Origin of the sequence: Nocardioides hwasunensis (genome assembly GCF_014779665.1) — a bacterium.
Classification (GTDB): Bacteria; Actinomycetota; Actinomycetes; order Propionibacteriales; family Nocardioidaceae; genus Nocardioides; species Nocardioides hwasunensis.
Window position 1 is genome coordinate 470,832 of the sequence record NZ_JACXYY010000002.1, and the last position, 15,352, is coordinate 486,183.

The window sequence follows — 15,352 nt, forward strand, 5'->3', positions numbered from 1 at the left end:
CTAGTGGCAGCGCGCACGCGCCGGACCGCGGCCCTAGGGTGGCGAGATGGCATCCGGCACTGCGTCCACGGACCGTACGACCGTCATCATCGAGGTGCTGCGCGACGCGTTCGCCCCGCTGATGCGCGCCGATCCCGCGGCGTTCCGCGCGAAGTACCGCAAGATGGCGCGTGACCCGCACGCGTTCTACCGCGGTACCGCGTGCCTGTTCTACCGCGACGTCACCGCCGAGCCCGACGTGCACGACTGGGCACGGCACGGCGCCGAGCGGATCTGGATCCACGGCGACCTGCACGTCGAGAACTTCGGCACCTACCTCAACTCCGACGGCCGGCTGATCTTCGACGTCAACGACTTCGACGAGGCGTACGTCGGTCGCTTCACCTGGGACCTCCAGCGGTTCGCCGCCAGTCTCGCCCTGCTCGCGTGGCAGAAGGCGCTGCCCGAGGACGCGATCCGCAAGCTGATCGGCCGCTACGTCCGCTCCTACCTCGCCCAGGTCAGCCACTACGTCGCGTCGGAGGACGACGAGGACTTCGCGATCCGGCTCGACAACGCCGACGGCCCGGTGCTGGGTGCGCTGGTCGTGGCGCGCGCGATGCACCGCTCCGACCTGCTCGACGGCATGACGACGCTGAAGGACGGACGACGGCGGTTCGCCGAGGACGCCACCACGCGCCGCCTCGCCCGTGCCGAGCGGACGCGCGTCGTGGCGGCGTTCCGCGCCTACCTCGACACCATCCCGGAGTCCAAGCGCTTCGACCGCGACCTGTTCTACGAGCTGCGCGACGTCGTGGGGAAGTCCGGCTTCGGGATCGGCAGCGCCGGGCTGCCGGCCTACAACGTGCTGGTGGAGGGCTACAGCCAGGTGCTCGACAACGACGTGGTGCTCAGCATGAAGCAGGCCAACGTCCCGGCCGTGAGCCGGTTCGTCGACACCGCGGAGGTCGACGCCTACTTCGACCACGAGGGGCACCGCACGGTGGTCAGCCAGCGGGCGCTGCAGGTGCACACCGACCCGCTGCTCGGGCACACCGAGATCGACGGTGTCGGCTATGTGGTGTCCGAGGTCTCGCCCTACGAGGTCGACCTCGACTGGTCGGAGATCAACGAGCCCGACGACATGCGCTCGGTGGTCGACCTGCTCGGCCGGGCGACCGCGAAGATCCACTGCGCCTCCGACGAGGACAGCCAGCAGGACCTCGTCGACTTCCAGGTCGAGGAGGCCATCGCGCGCTCGCTCGAGGGGCGCCGCAACGAGCTCGTGACCTGGCTGTGCGACTGGGGCATCGCCTACGCCGAGCAGGTGCGCACCGACCACGCGCTCTTCGTCGACGCCTTCCGCGAGGGCCGGGTGGGCATCGCCGCAACCTGACCCCCGCGAAGGGGAGCAGGGGATCAGTCGTCGATCGAGGCCATGTTGCCGTAGCGGTCGCCCTGGACGGCGTCGCGCGGGACGGCCCGCTCGAGGGCGGCGAGGTCGTCGGCGCTGAGGTCGACGTCGGCGGCGCCAACGTTCTCCTCGAGGTACTTCACGCGCTTGGTGCCGGGGATCGGGGCGACGTCCTCGCCCTGGGCGAGCACCCACGCCAGTGCGAGCTGGCCGGGCGTGCAGCCCTTGGTGGCGGCGAGCTCGCGCACCTGCTCGACGAGGGCCAGGTTGGCGTCGAGCGCCTCGCCCTGGAAGCGGGGGAAGTACTCCGAGCGACGACGGTCGGCCTCGCCGTCGGCGCCACTGCTGGCGCTGATGGCGCCGGTGAGCAGGCCGCGCCCGAGCGGGGAGTACGGCACCAGGCCGATGCCGAGCTCGCGGATCGTGGGCAGGATCTCGTCCTCGAGGTCGCGGGTGAAGAGCGAGTACTCCGTCTGGAGGGCGGTGATCGGGTGCACGGCGTGGGCCTTGCGGATGGTGGCCGCCGAGGCCTCGGACAGCCCGAGGTGGCGGACCTTGCCGGCCTCGACGAGCTCCTTCATCGCGCCGACGGTCTCCTCGATCGGGACGCCCTTGTCGACGCGGTGCTGGTAGTAGAGGTCGATGTGGTCGACGCCGAGGCGCTGGAGCGAGTCGTCGCAGGCCTTGCGGACGTAGTCGGGCGAGCCGTTGATCCCGACCATGGTGCCGTCGGGGAGGCGCTCGTTGCCGAACTTGGTGGCGAGCTGCACCTCGTCGCGGCGCCCGGAGATGGCCTTGCCGACCAGCTGCTCGTTGGTGAACGGGCCGTACATGTCGGCGGTGTCGAGGAACGTGACGCCGAGGTCGAGGGCACGGTGGATGGTGTCGGTGCCGCCCTGCTCGTCGGGCGTGCCGTAGAACTCCGACATCCCCATGCAGCCGAGGCCGAGCGAGCTGACGGTGAGGGACGAGGTGGTGCCGAGGGTGCGCTTCTGGATGGTCATGCCCTCCAGGGAACTCCTTGGAGTGCGCTCGAAGTCAACCCCGGGCTCACGCGCTCTTGTCGAGCGTGTTCTCGTAGAGCGCGATCTTGTAGTCGATCGCGCGCAGGTGCGAGGTGACCTCGGCCAGCTGCCGCTCGACGAGCTCACGGTGGGCCAGCAGGAGCGCGAGGCGGTCCGCCTCGTTGCCGTCGCCGTCGCGGACCAGCGCGGCGTAGCGGCGTACGTCCCGGATGGGCATGCCGGTCGCGCGGAGCCGGGTCACCATCTCGATCCAGCGGAGGTCGGCGTCGGTGTAGCGACGGTGCCCCGACGAGGCGCGGTGGACCTCCCCGAGCAGCAGCCCGTCACGCTCGTAGTAGCGCAGGGTGTGGGCGGTGAGGCCGGTGCGCTCGGCCGCCTCGGCGATGCTCAGGCTGGTCACCCGACCAGTGTGCGACCTGGAGTGCACTCCAAGTCAAGGGTGGCCTCGGCCCCGTGCCGGTCAGCCCAGTGCGGGGCGCTGGAACTGGGCCGTCGCGAACGGGCCACCGACGAACTCCGCCTCGGCCTCGTCGTAGGGGCCCGGCTCGACGCGGTCGGCGTACGCCTCGGCGTCGTCCTGCGGCTCGTAGCCGAGCGCGCGCCCGGGCCCGAGGTCCCACCAGGCGCGGGTGTTGGCGCTGATGCCGTAGAGGACGGCGTAGCCGGGGGCGGGCGTGGTGAGCGCGGCCTCGACCATGCGGAGGCCGTCGCCGTGGGAGAGCCAGGTCGAGAGCCCGCGCACGCTGGTCGGCTCCTCCAGGAAGGAGCCGATCCGGCAGGAGACGACGTCGAGGCCGTGACGGTCCACGAAGAGCTGGAGGAGCGCCTCGGCAGCGACCTTCGCGACGCCGTAGTAGGTGTCGGCGCGGGGGAGCGCGCCCACGGTGAGCTCGCCGTCGGCACGCGGGGTACGGCCGACCGCGTGGTTGGAGGAGGCGTAGACCAGCCGTGGCACGTCGTGGGCCACCATCGCGTCGAGCAGCGCCGCGGTCGTGATCACGTGGGAGGTCAGCTCGTCGGGGAGCGAGACCTCCTCGGGCACGCCGGCCAGGTGCACGACCGCGTCGAGCCTGCCCCCGGTCGACAGGGCGGCGAAGACCGCCGCCACCGCGTCGGCGTCGGCGCAGTCGGCCTCGTGCCAGGCGAACGTCGCCCCCTCGGGTGCGGGGACCAGGTCGAGGCCGACGACCTCGTGGCCGAGCTCGATGAGCCCGACCGTGATCACCCGGCCGAGGCTGCCGGCGGCACCGGAGACGAGGACGCGCACGTCAGGTCCCCCGACTCAGATCTTCGTGACGACCTGGCTGAGCAGGCCGCCCATCCGGCTGGCGGCGGCCTTGCCGGCCTCGAGGACCTCGGCGTGGTCGAGCGGCTCGCCGCTGAGTCCGGCGGCGAGGTTGGTGACCAGGCTGATGCCGAGGATCTCCATGCCGGCCTCGCGGGCCGCGATCGCCTCGAGCGTGGTGCTCATGCCGACGAGGTGACCGCCCATGACACCCGCCATCCGGACCTCGGCGGGGGTCTCGTAGTGGGGGCCGGTGAACTGGACGTAGACGCCCTCGTCGAGGCTCGGGTCGATCTCGCGGCACATCGCGCGCAGGCGCGGGCTGTAGAGGTCGGTGAGGTCGACGAAGTTGGCGCCGACCAGCGGGCTGTGGCCGGTCAGGTTGATGTGGTCGGAGATCAGGACCGGCTGTCCCGGCTGCCAGCCCTCCTTGAGGCCGCCGCACCCGTTGGTCAAGACGATGGCCGAGCAGCCGGCCGCGGCCGCCGTGCGGACCGGGTGGACGACGGCGGCGACGCCCTTGCCCTCGTAGAAGTGCGTGCGCGAGAGGAAGACCAGCAGGTTGCGGTCGGACCCCTCGGAGTCGGTGGTGCGGATCGAGCGGATCTTGCCGCTGTGGCCGGCGACGGCGGCGGCGCTGAAGCCGGGCACGTCGGTGGTGTCGATCTCGGCGGTCGCCTCGCCCAGCGCGTCGACGGCCGGGAGCCAGCCCGAGCCCAGGACGAGGGCGATGTCGTGGCGCTCCACTCCGGTGAGCTCGGCGAGCTTCGCGGCGGCGGCCTGCGCGTTGTCGTACGGAGTCGTGGTGTCGGTGCTGGTCACGCGCGCACTCTAGACCGGACGCACGCGAACCACGACGCCCGCCGCTGCCCCCGACCCGGCGGCGGACGCCGAGGCACACAGGTTCAACGCAGCACCCGCCGGTCGGTCACGCCGATCGGAGAACGACCTGCCGCCTCAGAGGCCGGTCGAGCGGCACGCCCGCCGACGCAGGGCGCCGACGTAGTCCTCCGGGGCGCCCGCGGCGTCAGCCGCGTCGGCGAGGACCCCGAGGTACGACGCCGACGGCAGCCCACCCTCGTAGGCGTCGAGCACGTAGGCCCACACCACCAGCTCGCCGGTCATCGTGGAGACCCGCACCTTGGTCTTGCGGTAGAGGCCGGTGTCGGCGGACTCCCAGCCGTCGAGCGCGCGCTCGTCCTCGGGAGTGACGTCGTAGACCGCGACGAAGACCTGCTCGAACGGGTCCTGGACGATCGTGGACAGCGCGCCGTCCCAGCCGTGCTCCTCGCCACCGAACGTCAGCCGCCATCCCGTCAGCCAGCCGGTGGACTGGAGGATCGAGTGCGGGCAGCGCTCGCTCATCCGGGCGGGATCGAGGTTCGTCCCGTAGGCGGCGTAGAGCGTCACGAGCCACACGATAACCAGCCCCGACCCTTCGAGACACGCGCAGGGCGCGTTCCTCAGGACAAGCCTCGGTGTCGGGCCGGCGAGGGCGACAACTAGGCTGGGGGCGTGACCGACACGCACTTCGACACCCTCGTCCTCGGCGCCGGCCCCGGTGGCTACGTCGCCGCGATCCGCGCAGCCCAGCTCGGCCAGAAGGTGGCCGTGGTGGAGGAGAAGTACTGGGGAGGTGTCTGCCTCAACGTCGGGTGCATCCCGTCCAAGGCGCTGCTGAAGAACGCCGAGCTCGCGCACACGCTCCAGCACGAGAAGGCCAAGTACGGCATCGAGGGCGACGCGACGATGTCGTTCGGCCCGACCCACAAGCGCAGCCGCGACGTCAGCGCCGGCATCGTCAAGGGCGTCCACTTCCTCATGAAGAAGAACAAGATCACCGAGATCGACGGCTGGGGCACCCTCACCAGCGCGACCGGGATCGACGTGGAGAAGGATGGCCAGAAGACCGGCTACACCTTCGACAACCTCATCCTCGCCACCGGCGCGACCGTCCGCCTGGTGCCGGGCGTGGAGCTCAGCGACAACGTCGTCACCTACGAGGAGCAGATCCTCACCGACCACCTCCCCGGCTCGATCGTCATCGGCGGCTCGGGTGCGATCGGCGTCGAGTTCGCCTACATCATGGCCAACTTCGGCGTCGACGTGACGATCGTGGAGTTCCTCGACCGCATGGTGCCCACCGAGGACCCCGACATCTCCAAGGAGCTGGCCAAGCACTACAAGAAGCTCGGCGTGAAGGTGCTGACCTCCACCGCCGTGAAGGGCGTCGAGGACACCGGGTCCGGCGTCAAGGTCACCGTCGCCCCCGCCGACGGAGGCGACGAGCAGGTCATCGAGGCCGACAAGTTCCTCGCCGCCTTCGGGTTCGCGCCGCGCGTCACGGGCTTCGGCATCGAGAACATCGGTGTGAGCGTCTCCGAGCGCGGCGCCATCGAGATCGACGACTACTGCCGCACCAACGTCGACAACGTCTATGCGATTGGCGACTGCACCGGCAAGCTCATGCTCGCCCACGTGGCCGAGGCGATGGGGATCGTGGCGGCGGAGACGATCAACGGCGCCGAGACGATGCCGGTCGACTACGACTTCGTGCCCCGCGCGACCTACTGCATGCCGCAGATCGCCTCGTTCGGCTACAGCGAGCCGCAGGCCAAGGAGCGCGGCTACGACGTGAAGACCGCGACGTTCCCCTTCACCGCCAACGGCAAGGCGATGGGCCTCGGCGAGGCCTTCGGGTTCGTGAAGGTCGTCGCCGACGCCGAGCACAACGAGATCATCGGCGCCCACATGATCGGCCCGGACGTCACCGAGCTGCTGCCCGTGCTGACGCTGGCCCAGAAGTGGGACCTCACCGCCGACGAGGTCGGCCGCAACGTCTTCGCGCACCCGACGCTGGGCGAGGCCGTCAAGGAGGCCATCCACGGCATCGCCGGCCACATGATCAACCTCTGAGGGACTCCATGACCGACCGCATCGTCATCGTCGGCGGCGGACCGGGCGGCTACGAGGCCGCCCACGTCGCCGCCCAGCTGGGCGCCGAGGTGACCGTCGTCGACACCGACGGGGTGGGCGGCTCGGCGGTCCTGACCGACTGCGTGCCGAGCAAGACGCTGATCGCCACCTCGGAGCTGATGACCGACATGGCCACGGCGCAGGAGCTCGGGGTCAACTTCCGCGACCACGTCGGCGACGCCGCCACCTCGATCGTGGTCGACCTGGCCCGGGTCAACGCCCGCGTCAAGCAGCTCGCGGCCGACCAGTCGGCCGACATCGCCTCGGGCCTCGAGCGCGACGACGTACGCGTGGTGACCGGTCGCGGCCGCGTCGGTCCCGGCCTGACCGTCGTCGTCGACACGGGCTCGGGCGAGGAGACCCTGGAGGCCGACGCGATCATGCTCGCCACCGGCGCCGCGCCGCGCACGCTGCCGAGCGCGCAGCCCGACGGCGAGCGGATCCTCACCTGGGAGCAGGTCTACGACCTCACTGAGGTGCCGGAGAAGCTCATCGTGGTCGGCTCGGGTGTCACGGGCGCGGAGTTCGCCAGCGCCTACCTCTCCCTCGGCATCGACGTCACCCTGGTCAGCAGCCGCGACCGGGTGCTGCCCGGCGAGGACGCCGACGCCTCCGCGGTGCTCGAGGAGGTGCTGACCCGCCGCGGCATGAACGTGCTGAGCAAGTCGCGCATGCAGTCGGTGACCCGCGAGGGCGACGAGGTCACGGTGACCCTGACCGACGGCCGCACGGTCACCGGCAGCCACTGCATCCTGGCCCTCGGCTCGGTCCCCAACACCGCCGACCTCGGGCTGGAGGAGGCCGGGGTCTTCACCGACGAGGCCGGCTTCATCAAGGTCGACCGGGTGTCGCGCACCTCCGCGCGGGGCATCTACGCCGCGGGTGACTGCACCGGCGTGCTGATGCTCGCCTCGGTCGCCGCCATGCAGGGCCGGATCGCCATGTGGCACTATCTCGGCGACGCGGTCGCGCCGCTCGACCTCAAGAAGGTCTCGTCCAACGTCTTCACCTCGCCGGAGATCGCCACCGTCGGCTGGTCGCAGAACGCCGTCGACTCCGGCGAGATGGCCGCCGAGGTCGTGATGCTTCCCCTCGCGGGCAACGCGCGCGCCAAGATGCAGGGCGTGCGCGACGGCTTCGTGAAGCTCTTCTGCCGCCCCGGCACCGGGATCGTCGTCGGGGGAGTGGTCGTGGGCCCCCGCGCCTCCGAGCTGATCCACCCCGTCTCCATCGCGGTCGCGGAGTCGTTGACCGCCGACCAGCTGGCCCAGGCGTTCACGGTCTACCCCTCGATGAGCGGCTCGATCGCCGAGGCGGCCCGCCGCCTGCACCGGGTCTGACCCGAGCCTCCGGGCCCGGTCCGGGCTGGCACCGCGGGCACCACCACGTGCGGCGGTTGGCGGTGTCGCCCGGCACCTCGGCCTGCACGCTCACCGGACCGCCGCACCGCCGGCACCCCTGGCGCTGCCGGCCGGTCACCCAGTGGTCGTCGCCCTTCGCCGAGGACCCCGTGGTGACCTGGTAGGCGCCCTCGACGGTGGCTGAGTGCCGCAGCATCGTGGCGGCGCGCGTGACGAGGCGGGCGACGTCGACGTCGCCGATCGGGGTCCACGGGCTCACGCCGCTGAGGAAGGCGAGCTCGTTGGCCCAGAGGTTGCCCAGGCCGGCCATCGAGCGCTGCTCGAGGAGCGCGCTGACCAGCGGCACCTGCGGGTCGGCCGAGAGACGACGCACGGCCTCGTCGAGGTCCCAGTCGTCGCGCAGCGGGTCGGGGCCGAGGTGGCCGACGAGGTCGGTCTCGCGGTCGGTGGGCACCAGCTCGAGGTCGTGGAGCCGGATGCCGTGGACGGTCCGCCCGTCGTCGAGGGCCAGGACCAGGCGCACGTGGGGCTGGAGCTTGCCGGGCAGCCGCTTGCCGGGCGCGAGGGTGGACCACGAACCGTCCATCCGCAGGTGGCTGTGCAGCGTGGCCGGGGGCGAGCTGCCCGCGGCGGAGAGCCGGGTCAGGAGGTGCTTGCCGTGGGTGTCGTGGCCGAGGACGGTGCGGCCCGCGACGTCACGGGTCGCGAGGCGCGGGGTGCGGAAGTCGGAGCGCGCGATCGCGTGTCCGCTCAGCTGGCGATCCAGCCGGCGGGCGAGCTTCCAGACGCTGTCTCCCTCGGGCACCCGCCCAGTGTCACAGGCGGGTGCGACAGAGGCCGGCCGCCCTCAGATGCCGAAGCCGCCCTGCCCGGCGTTGCGGTCGCTGATCTGCACGGCTGCCGGGACGCCGCCGGCCTCGTGGCACGGCATCCACCGGTCTCCCACCCGGACCATCCTGACCTCAGGCTCCTCGCCGGCCAGGAGCCGACGGCCGTCAGCAGCGCACACGCCGATCGTGCGCGGCGTACCTCCCGGAGGCGTCCACTCGACGTCCTGCATCGAGGGGCCGTGCTGGGGGTTGGAGAAGCAGGGCTCGCGCCGCTCGGGCAGCGGCTCGCCGTCACGCAGGGTAGCGGGCTCCCGATCAGTCCCGGCTGGGCACTCCCAGCAGGAGGTCGTGCACGCACGACCACGTCGCGTCGGCGTCCTGGAGCCAGAAGTCGTGACCGATTCCCGGGAGGCGCCGAAGCTCCCACCCGAGCTCCGCGAGACGGAGGGCGGTCGCGTCGGGCAGGACGGCGGCTGAGTCGTCGGAGAGCACGATCGTCGACGGCACGCCGGGCGCTGCGACCGGCGCCGGGTGGTGGGCGACGTCGCGGAACACCCCGACCGCCATGGCCTTGTCGAAGCTCGCGGTCGCTGCCTGCCGGAGCTCGGCGTCCGCGGGCGACGGCGAGGGCCGGCCCCGGCTGCGCAGCCTCTGGAGGAGCGCTGCGCCGACGACGCTCACCGGGGACGCGGCCCAGAAGACGCGTCCTGCGAGGCCCGAGGTCGGCAGGCCGAGCCGGAAGCCCGGGTCCAGGTAGACCGCGTGGGTGGGGGCCAGCCGGGCGACGGCGCGCTCGAGGACGGTGCCGCCGAGGGAGTGGCCGACCACGACGTCGAGCCCCGTCGGCAGGCTCTCGACGAGGTCGTCGGCGAACGCCTGGACGGAGTAGTCGTCGGCACGCTCGCTCGCGCCGTGCCCCCGCAGGTCGACGGTGGTGACGGCGATGCCGCCGGCGGCGACCAGGCGCTCGGTCATCGTGTGCCAGAGCGCACCGTCAGCACCGAGGCCGTGGACGAGCGCGACCCGCCTCGGACCGGTGCCGTGCTGCTGCGTCGCGAGCCTCACCGGGTCGCGACCTCGCCGAGGAAGTCGAGCAGCACCTCGTTGAAGCGGTCGGGCTGGTCGATGCTGATCGCGTGCCCGGCGTCCTCGATCACGAGTGCGCGGCCGAGGGCCGTGCCCGCCACGGCGGCCTCCGCGTGCTCGCACGACCAGACCTGGCTCTCGCGACCGGCGAGCATGAGGAGCGGCAGCGGGAAGCGTCGTACGACGTCGCGCCAGTCCTGGAGCGCGTGGTCACGCAGCAACGGCAGCGTCTCGGGCGCGGTGCTGTCGCGGAAGGCGGGGAACCCTCCGAGGCGCTCGGCCAGCCGCGCGACTGCCGGACCCGACCTGTCCACGGTGCGGCCACCGTCGAGCTGGGGGACGCCGTGGTCGAAGTGGGTGGCGGCGTTGCTCGCGTCGTAGCCGTAGAAGCCGTGCGGCCAGGAGTCGTCGTTGAGCATCTTCGGCGTCTGGTCGACGACCACCACGCCGGCGAGCCGACCGGGGCCGAACTGGTCGACGTAGGCCCAGACGGTGTTGCCGCCCATCGACGCCCCCACGAGCGTCACGTCGGTCAGGTCGAGGTGGTCGAGCAGCTCGCCCAGGTCGCGCCCGTGGCGCGCCATCCGCTGGCCGTGCGCCGGCGTCTCGGACTCGCCGTGCGCGCGCCGGTCGAAGGTCACGACGCGGTGGCCGGCGGCGAGGAGGGCGTCGACGGTGAGGACCCACGCGGTCGCGGGAGCGGTGAACCCGTGGACGAGCACGACGGTGGCCCCCCGGCCCTCGTCGGTGAAGGCCAGCGTCACGTCGTCGGTCGTGCGGAAGGTCGGCATCGTCCGACCGTAGCCGCGCGGCGGCACCGACGACATGGAGACCTCACCCGTCGCGCCCAGGATCAGGTGGAGGGGGTGTCCATGAGCCGGTGCAGGCGGAGCGCGACCTGCAGCTCGAGCGCCCGGCCGGGCTCCTTCCAGGTCGGGCCGAGGAGCGCGGTGATCCGGTCGAGCCGCTGGTAGAGCGTGTTGGCGTGGATGTGCAGGACCTCGCACGTCCGCGCGTGGTGGCGGGCGTGCTCGAGGTAGGTCTCGAGGGTCACCGTGAGGTCGCGCTGGCGCTCGCGGTCGTGGTCGAGCAGCGGGCCGACGGTCGTCCTGACGAAGGACGCGATCTCGCCGCGACCGGAGCGGCTGAACAGCGAGCGGTAGAGCCCGAGGTCGTCGCCGGCCGCGCAGGAGCCGGCACGGTCGAGGGCCAGGAGCAGCGCGGCCGTCTGCCGCGCCTCCTCGTGCGCCGTGCGGATGCCGCTCGGCCCACCGGTACCCGCGGCCAGGCCGGTGGTCGGCGTCGTGCCGTCGGCCCCGGACAGGCGCGCGACCACGTCGCGCACGTCGTCGACGCCTGCCGGGAGGAGCACGACGACCTGGCCGGCGTGGGCGGCCGACCAGCCGCGCACCTCGGCCGCCAGCCGGGCAGCGAACGCGGTCGCCGCGGTCGCGCCCACCGGCTCGGGGTCGACGACCGCCACGGTCGCGACCGAGCCGAGCTCGATGCCGATCGCCCGGGCGCGCCGTCGCAGGCTGGCCTCGTCGGCCTCGGAGGAGAGCAGTGCGTGCACGAACTCGCCGCGCGTGCGGAGCTCGGCCTCGGTGACGGAGCGCTCCGAGGCCAGCAGCACGGCGACCGTCGTGGCGCCGATGCGCAGCAAGCGGTCGGTCTCCTCGCCCGGGGTGGTCGTCGGGGAGGCGACCAGGTCGCCGGCGTGGCCGCTCGGCAGGTTGACCGGCACGACCGGGCCTCCCTCGGGCGAGCGCTCGCCGGCGAGGGTCCGACCCTCGTGGTCGCGGACCTCGACGACGATGCCCGCGGATCGTCCGAGCGCGGCGACCACCGCAGGCAGGCCGCCTCCCCGGATCACCACGTCGTCGAGCACGTCGCGCAGGTCACTGGCCCGCTGGCGGCTCTCGCTGACCTCGCGCAGGGTGGCGTTGGCCGTCCGCAGCTCGGCCGCGGCGGTCCGCTCGCGGTCGAACAGGTCGGCCGTGCGCAGGGCCAGGGCGGCGTGCGCGGCCAGCCCGGCGAGCAGCTCGACGTCGTGGTCGACGAACGCGCGAGGTCGCCGGTCCGCCGCCAGGAGCACGCCGAGGATCTCCTCGCCCACGACCAGCGGGACGCCGAGGATGCCGCCGAGCTGCTCGCTCTGCGCCGCGGACTCGGTCCCGGGGGTGCGGGGGAAGCGGTCGTCGACGAGGTAGGCCTCGCTCCACAGGGGGCGACCCGTGGAGAGGACCTGGCCGCCGAGTCCCTGCCCCGACCTCAGCTCGATGCCGCGCATGGCCGAGCCCATGGCGCCGTCGACGACCTCGATCCGCAGGACGTCGGTGCGCAGCAGCATGATGTAGGCGACGTCGACGACGAGCAGCCTCCGGGCCTGGCGAGCCACCTCGTCGAGCACGTCACGGGTGTCGTGCAGGGCCGCGAGCCGCCGGGCGAGGTCGTTCAGGACGGCGAGCTCGTCGGCGCGGCGACGCAGGTCGGCGACGTCGTACGCCGTCTCCTCACCCGTCGTGCCCATCGCCCCATCCTCGCGCATGGGGCCGGACCCACGGGTCAGGTGACGACCTTGCCGGGGTTGAGCACCCCCCGGGGGTCGAGTGCCCGCCGGATCGCGCGATGCATCTCGACGACGGCCGGGGGCAGCTCGGCGGCCAGCCCGGCACGCTTCAGCAGGCCGACCCCGTGCTCGCCGGTGACGGTCCCGCCGCAGGCGAGTGCCTCGACGATGATGTCGTCGAAGGCGTGCTGGGCGCGCACGCGCGCCGCGTCGTCGCCGGCGGGGGTGATGATCAGCGGGTGCAGGTTGCCGTCGCCCGCGTGGGCGATGTTGGCGATCAGCACGTCGTGCCGCTCCGCGATCGCCTGCACGGCGGCGAGCATCTCGGGCACCCGTCCGACCGGCACGCAGACGTCCTCGGTGAGCACCGGTCCGAGCCGCTCGAGGGCGGGGTAGGCCAGGCGGCGGGCAGCGAACATCGCGTCGGCCTCCGCCTCGTCCTCCGAGCGCGCCGCGAACGTCGCGCCGGCGCCCTCGAAGGCGCCCAGGACGGCCTCGGCCTCGGCGATCCCGGCGGCGCCCGGGCCGTCGACGCGGGCGAGGAGGATCGCCTCGCAGTCGGCCTCGATGCCGAGGTTCTTCCAGTCGTTGACGGCCGTGAGGCAGTGCCGGTCGAGCAGCTCGAGCGCCGAGGGGATGGCGCCGGCGCGCGCCACCGCGGCCACGGCCTCGCCGGCCGCGACGAGCGAGTCGAAGAAGCCGACGACCGTCTGCTCGGCCGGCCGCGCCGGGCGCAGCCGCACGGTGATCTCGGTGACCAGCCCGAGGGTGCCCTCGGAGCCGACCAGCAGGGAGACCAGGTCGTAGCCGGCGACGCCCTTGGCGGTCTCGCGGCCCACGCGCACGAGCTCGCCGGTGCCGGTGACGACCTCGAGGGCGAGGACGTAGTCGCCGGTGACGCCGTACTTCACGCAGCACAGGCCGCCGGCGTTGGTCGCGACGTTGCCGCCGATGGTCGACCAGGGAGAGCTGGCCGGGTCCGGCGGGTACCACAGGCCGTGCTCGGCGACCGCCGCGCGCAGGTCGTCGTTCACGACCCCTGGCTGGACGACGGCCAGGCGCTCGACCGGGTCGATGCGGGTCACGGCGGCCATCTGCTCGAAGCTGACGACGATGCCCCCGGACACCGCGTTCGCCCCGCCGGACAGGCCGGTGCCCGCGCCGCGCGGCACGACGGGCACGTCGTGCTCGACGCACCAGCGCACGAGGGTGCGCACCTGCTCGGCGGAGGTCGGCCGGGCCACGGCGAGCGGGACGGCGTACGGCGCCCACTCGGCCTCGTCGTGGCTGTAGCGGGCCGTCGAGGCCGGGTCGGTGAGCAGCGTGCCGGGCGGCAGCAGCCCGGCCAGGTCCTCGAGATCGACCAGCACGGCGTCGCGAGCGGTCGTGAGGGTCATCGCACGGCCTTGATCGGGCGGACCAGCACGGCGCCGAGCATCACGAAGACGATCCCGGAGACGAACACCGCGGGGTAGCCACCGGTGATCGTGACGAGCGCCGCGGCGATCGACGGGCTCATCGCCTGCGGCAGCGTCGTCGCCAGCCCGAGGATGGCCAGGTCGCGACCGGCGCTGCTCCCACCCTGCAGGCGGGCCGGGAGCACCTCGGTCATCAGCGCCAGGTCGATGGAGATGTAGACGCCGAAGCCCAGGCCGAGCAGGAAGGCGTACGCCAGCACCCCGGTCGTGGTGGGCACGACGAGCGGGATGGCCAGGGCGAGCGACATCACGACCGACGACCACACGATGAACGGCTTGCGGCGCCCGACCCTGTCCGAGAGCCAGCCGCTGCCCAGTGCGGAGAGCAGCACGCCGACCAGCAGCACGACGCCCATCGTGGCGGCGAAGGAGTTGGACTCGGCGTCGCTGAGCCCGATGTAGTCGCGCAGGATGTAGAGGCCGTAGGTCTGCGAGCCGTAGAAGCCGATCACCATGAGGAAGCGCGAGGCGAAGGCCCACGCGAAGTCGGGGTGCCGGCGCGGGCTGATCCAGAAGCCGCGCAGGAAGTCCTTCGCCGACGTGCGCTCGCGGGCGAGGCCGGCGCTCGAGGGATCGCGGTTGAGCACCACGAAGAGACCGACGACGGCGAGCACCAGGAGTGCGAGGACGACGTAGGGCAGGAGGCCGCGGCTCGCAGCTCCGCCGGCGACGATCACCCCGACGGCGTTGCCGATGGTGATGCCGACCCCGATCATCGCCGAGACCCCTCCGCGCCGGGCCGGGGGATAGCGGTCGGGCACGATCGCGGTCGCAGCGGCCTGGAGGGTGTTCACGCCGACCTGGACGACGAGCCACACGAGCGCCACGGCGAGCACCGAGCCCGCGAGCGGCAGGCCGAGGAGGAAGCCGCTGGTCAGCAGGGCGCCGCCGACCATCCACGGCGTGCGCCGGCCGAAGCGGGAGCGCGTGGCGTCGGACAGCGCGCCGGCCACCGGCTGGGCGAAGATGTTGGCGACGAAGGCCACGGTGGTGACGAAGGCGAGGTTGCCGACCTTGGCGGCCTCGTCGATCCCGGCCACGATGTTGGGCAGCAGGATGCCGTTGCCCCCCGAGTTCACCGCGAGGATCGCGACGTAGACCATCAGCAGGCCGAACGACATCCGCCGCAGCGGGGGCCTCTCGACGCTCGGGCCGTCCGTGGCGGGCGGCAGTGCGGGGGAGGGGATCTCGGTCAGTGCCATCGGGTGCTCCTGGCTCGGGAGCGGCCCGGTCGCCGCCCGGTCCGGACGCTACGGACCACGGCCCGCCGCGACGATGGAGGTGACCTCCGTCACTGTGCGTGGACGGTGGAGAGGTCCTCCACCCACTGCCCGGAGCACCGTGTGGTC

Annotated in this window: 15 protein-coding genes; 3 read left to right on the top strand and 12 right to left on the bottom strand. The window is 72.7% G+C overall.

Annotation, left to right across the window (positions count from 1 at the left end; all coding sequences use genetic code 11):
• Positions 1–46: 46 nt before the first annotated feature.
• Positions 47–1,375, top strand: a complete 1,329-nt coding sequence (locus tag IEZ25_RS06270) for a DUF2252 domain-containing protein (RefSeq protein ID WP_191198532.1) — start codon at positions 47–49, stop codon at positions 1,373–1,375.
• Between the two features lie 23 nt (positions 1,376–1,398).
• On the opposite strand, the gene IEZ25_RS06275 is transcribed toward IEZ25_RS06270, so the two are convergent.
• The 5 genes from IEZ25_RS06275 to IEZ25_RS06295 all read right to left on the bottom strand — a co-directional run bounded on the left by IEZ25_RS06275 (position 1,399) and on the right by IEZ25_RS06295 (position 5,113).
• Positions 1,399–2,397, bottom strand: coding sequence for an aldo/keto reductase (locus tag IEZ25_RS06275; protein WP_191198533.1), 999 nt, complete (start codon positions 2,395–2,397; stop codon positions 1,399–1,401).
• Between the two features lie 46 nt (positions 2,398–2,443).
• Complete coding sequence (locus IEZ25_RS06280) at positions 2,444–2,818, bottom strand: MerR family transcriptional regulator (RefSeq protein WP_318152073.1); 375 nt, start codon at positions 2,816–2,818, stop codon at positions 2,444–2,446.
• Positions 2,819–2,878: 60 nt separating this feature from the next.
• Positions 2,879–3,685 carry an NAD-dependent epimerase/dehydratase family protein gene (locus IEZ25_RS06285; protein WP_191198535.1) on the bottom strand — a complete coding sequence of 269 codons (807 nt, stop codon included), beginning with the start codon at positions 3,683–3,685 and terminating at the stop codon, positions 2,879–2,881.
• Between the two features lie 15 nt (positions 3,686–3,700).
• Positions 3,701–4,525, bottom strand: coding sequence for a purine-nucleoside phosphorylase (locus IEZ25_RS06290; RefSeq protein WP_191198536.1), 825 nt, complete (start codon positions 4,523–4,525; stop codon positions 3,701–3,703).
• Between the two features lie 135 nt (positions 4,526–4,660).
• A complete protein-coding gene (locus IEZ25_RS06295) occupies positions 4,661–5,113 on the bottom strand; it encodes a gamma-glutamylcyclotransferase (protein ID WP_191198537.1) in 453 nt (150 codons plus the stop codon).
• A gap of 105 nt (positions 5,114–5,218) precedes the next feature.
• Between IEZ25_RS06295 and lpdA the strand changes: the two genes are divergently transcribed.
• Together lpdA and IEZ25_RS06305 are read left to right on the top strand one after the other, a co-directional pair.
• Positions 5,219–6,619 (top strand): dihydrolipoyl dehydrogenase, encoded by a 1,401-nt coding sequence (lpdA, locus tag IEZ25_RS06300; protein WP_191198538.1) that lies wholly within the window; start codon positions 5,219–5,221, stop codon positions 6,617–6,619.
• Positions 6,620–6,627: 8 nt separating this feature from the next.
• Positions 6,628–8,019 carry an NAD(P)H-quinone dehydrogenase gene (locus tag IEZ25_RS06305; protein ID WP_191198539.1) on the top strand — a complete coding sequence of 464 codons (1,392 nt, stop codon included), beginning with the start codon at positions 6,628–6,630 and terminating at the stop codon, positions 8,017–8,019.
• Here IEZ25_RS06305 and IEZ25_RS06310 read toward each other — a convergent pair.
• The 7 genes from IEZ25_RS06310 to IEZ25_RS06340 form a co-directional block, all read right to left on the bottom strand.
• Positions 7,955–8,845 carry an Fpg/Nei family DNA glycosylase gene (locus tag IEZ25_RS06310; RefSeq protein WP_191198540.1) on the bottom strand — a complete coding sequence of 297 codons (891 nt, stop codon included), beginning with the start codon at positions 8,843–8,845 and terminating at the stop codon, positions 7,955–7,957. The genes IEZ25_RS06305 and IEZ25_RS06310 overlap by 65 nt on opposite strands.
• Before the next feature lie 42 nt (positions 8,846–8,887).
• The gene (locus IEZ25_RS06315; protein WP_191198541.1) at positions 8,888–9,100 is read right to left on the bottom strand and encodes a hypothetical protein; all 213 of its coding nucleotides are present in this window, start codon (positions 9,098–9,100) and stop codon (positions 8,888–8,890) included.
• 85 nt (positions 9,101–9,185) lie between these two features.
• On the bottom strand, positions 9,186–9,935 hold the full coding sequence (locus IEZ25_RS06320) for an alpha/beta fold hydrolase (protein WP_191198542.1): 750 nt from the start codon (positions 9,933–9,935) through the stop codon (positions 9,186–9,188).
• Positions 9,932–10,747 carry an alpha/beta fold hydrolase gene (locus IEZ25_RS06325; protein WP_191198543.1) on the bottom strand — a complete coding sequence of 272 codons (816 nt, stop codon included), beginning with the start codon at positions 10,745–10,747 and terminating at the stop codon, positions 9,932–9,934. Before IEZ25_RS06325 ends, IEZ25_RS06320 begins: the two co-directional genes overlap by 4 nt.
• Positions 10,748–10,809: 62 nt before the next feature.
• A complete protein-coding gene (locus IEZ25_RS06330) occupies positions 10,810–12,486 on the bottom strand; it encodes a helix-turn-helix domain-containing protein (RefSeq protein WP_191198544.1) in 1,677 nt (558 codons plus the stop codon).
• A gap of 35 nt (positions 12,487–12,521) precedes the next feature.
• Complete coding sequence (locus IEZ25_RS06335; protein WP_191198545.1) at positions 12,522–13,922, bottom strand: FAD-binding oxidoreductase; 1,401 nt, start codon at positions 13,920–13,922, stop codon at positions 12,522–12,524.
• Positions 13,919–15,205, bottom strand: coding sequence for an MFS transporter (locus IEZ25_RS06340; RefSeq protein WP_191198546.1), 1,287 nt, complete (start codon positions 15,203–15,205; stop codon positions 13,919–13,921). Before IEZ25_RS06340 ends, IEZ25_RS06335 begins: the two co-directional genes overlap by 4 nt.
• Positions 15,206–15,352: the final 147 nt, after the last annotated feature.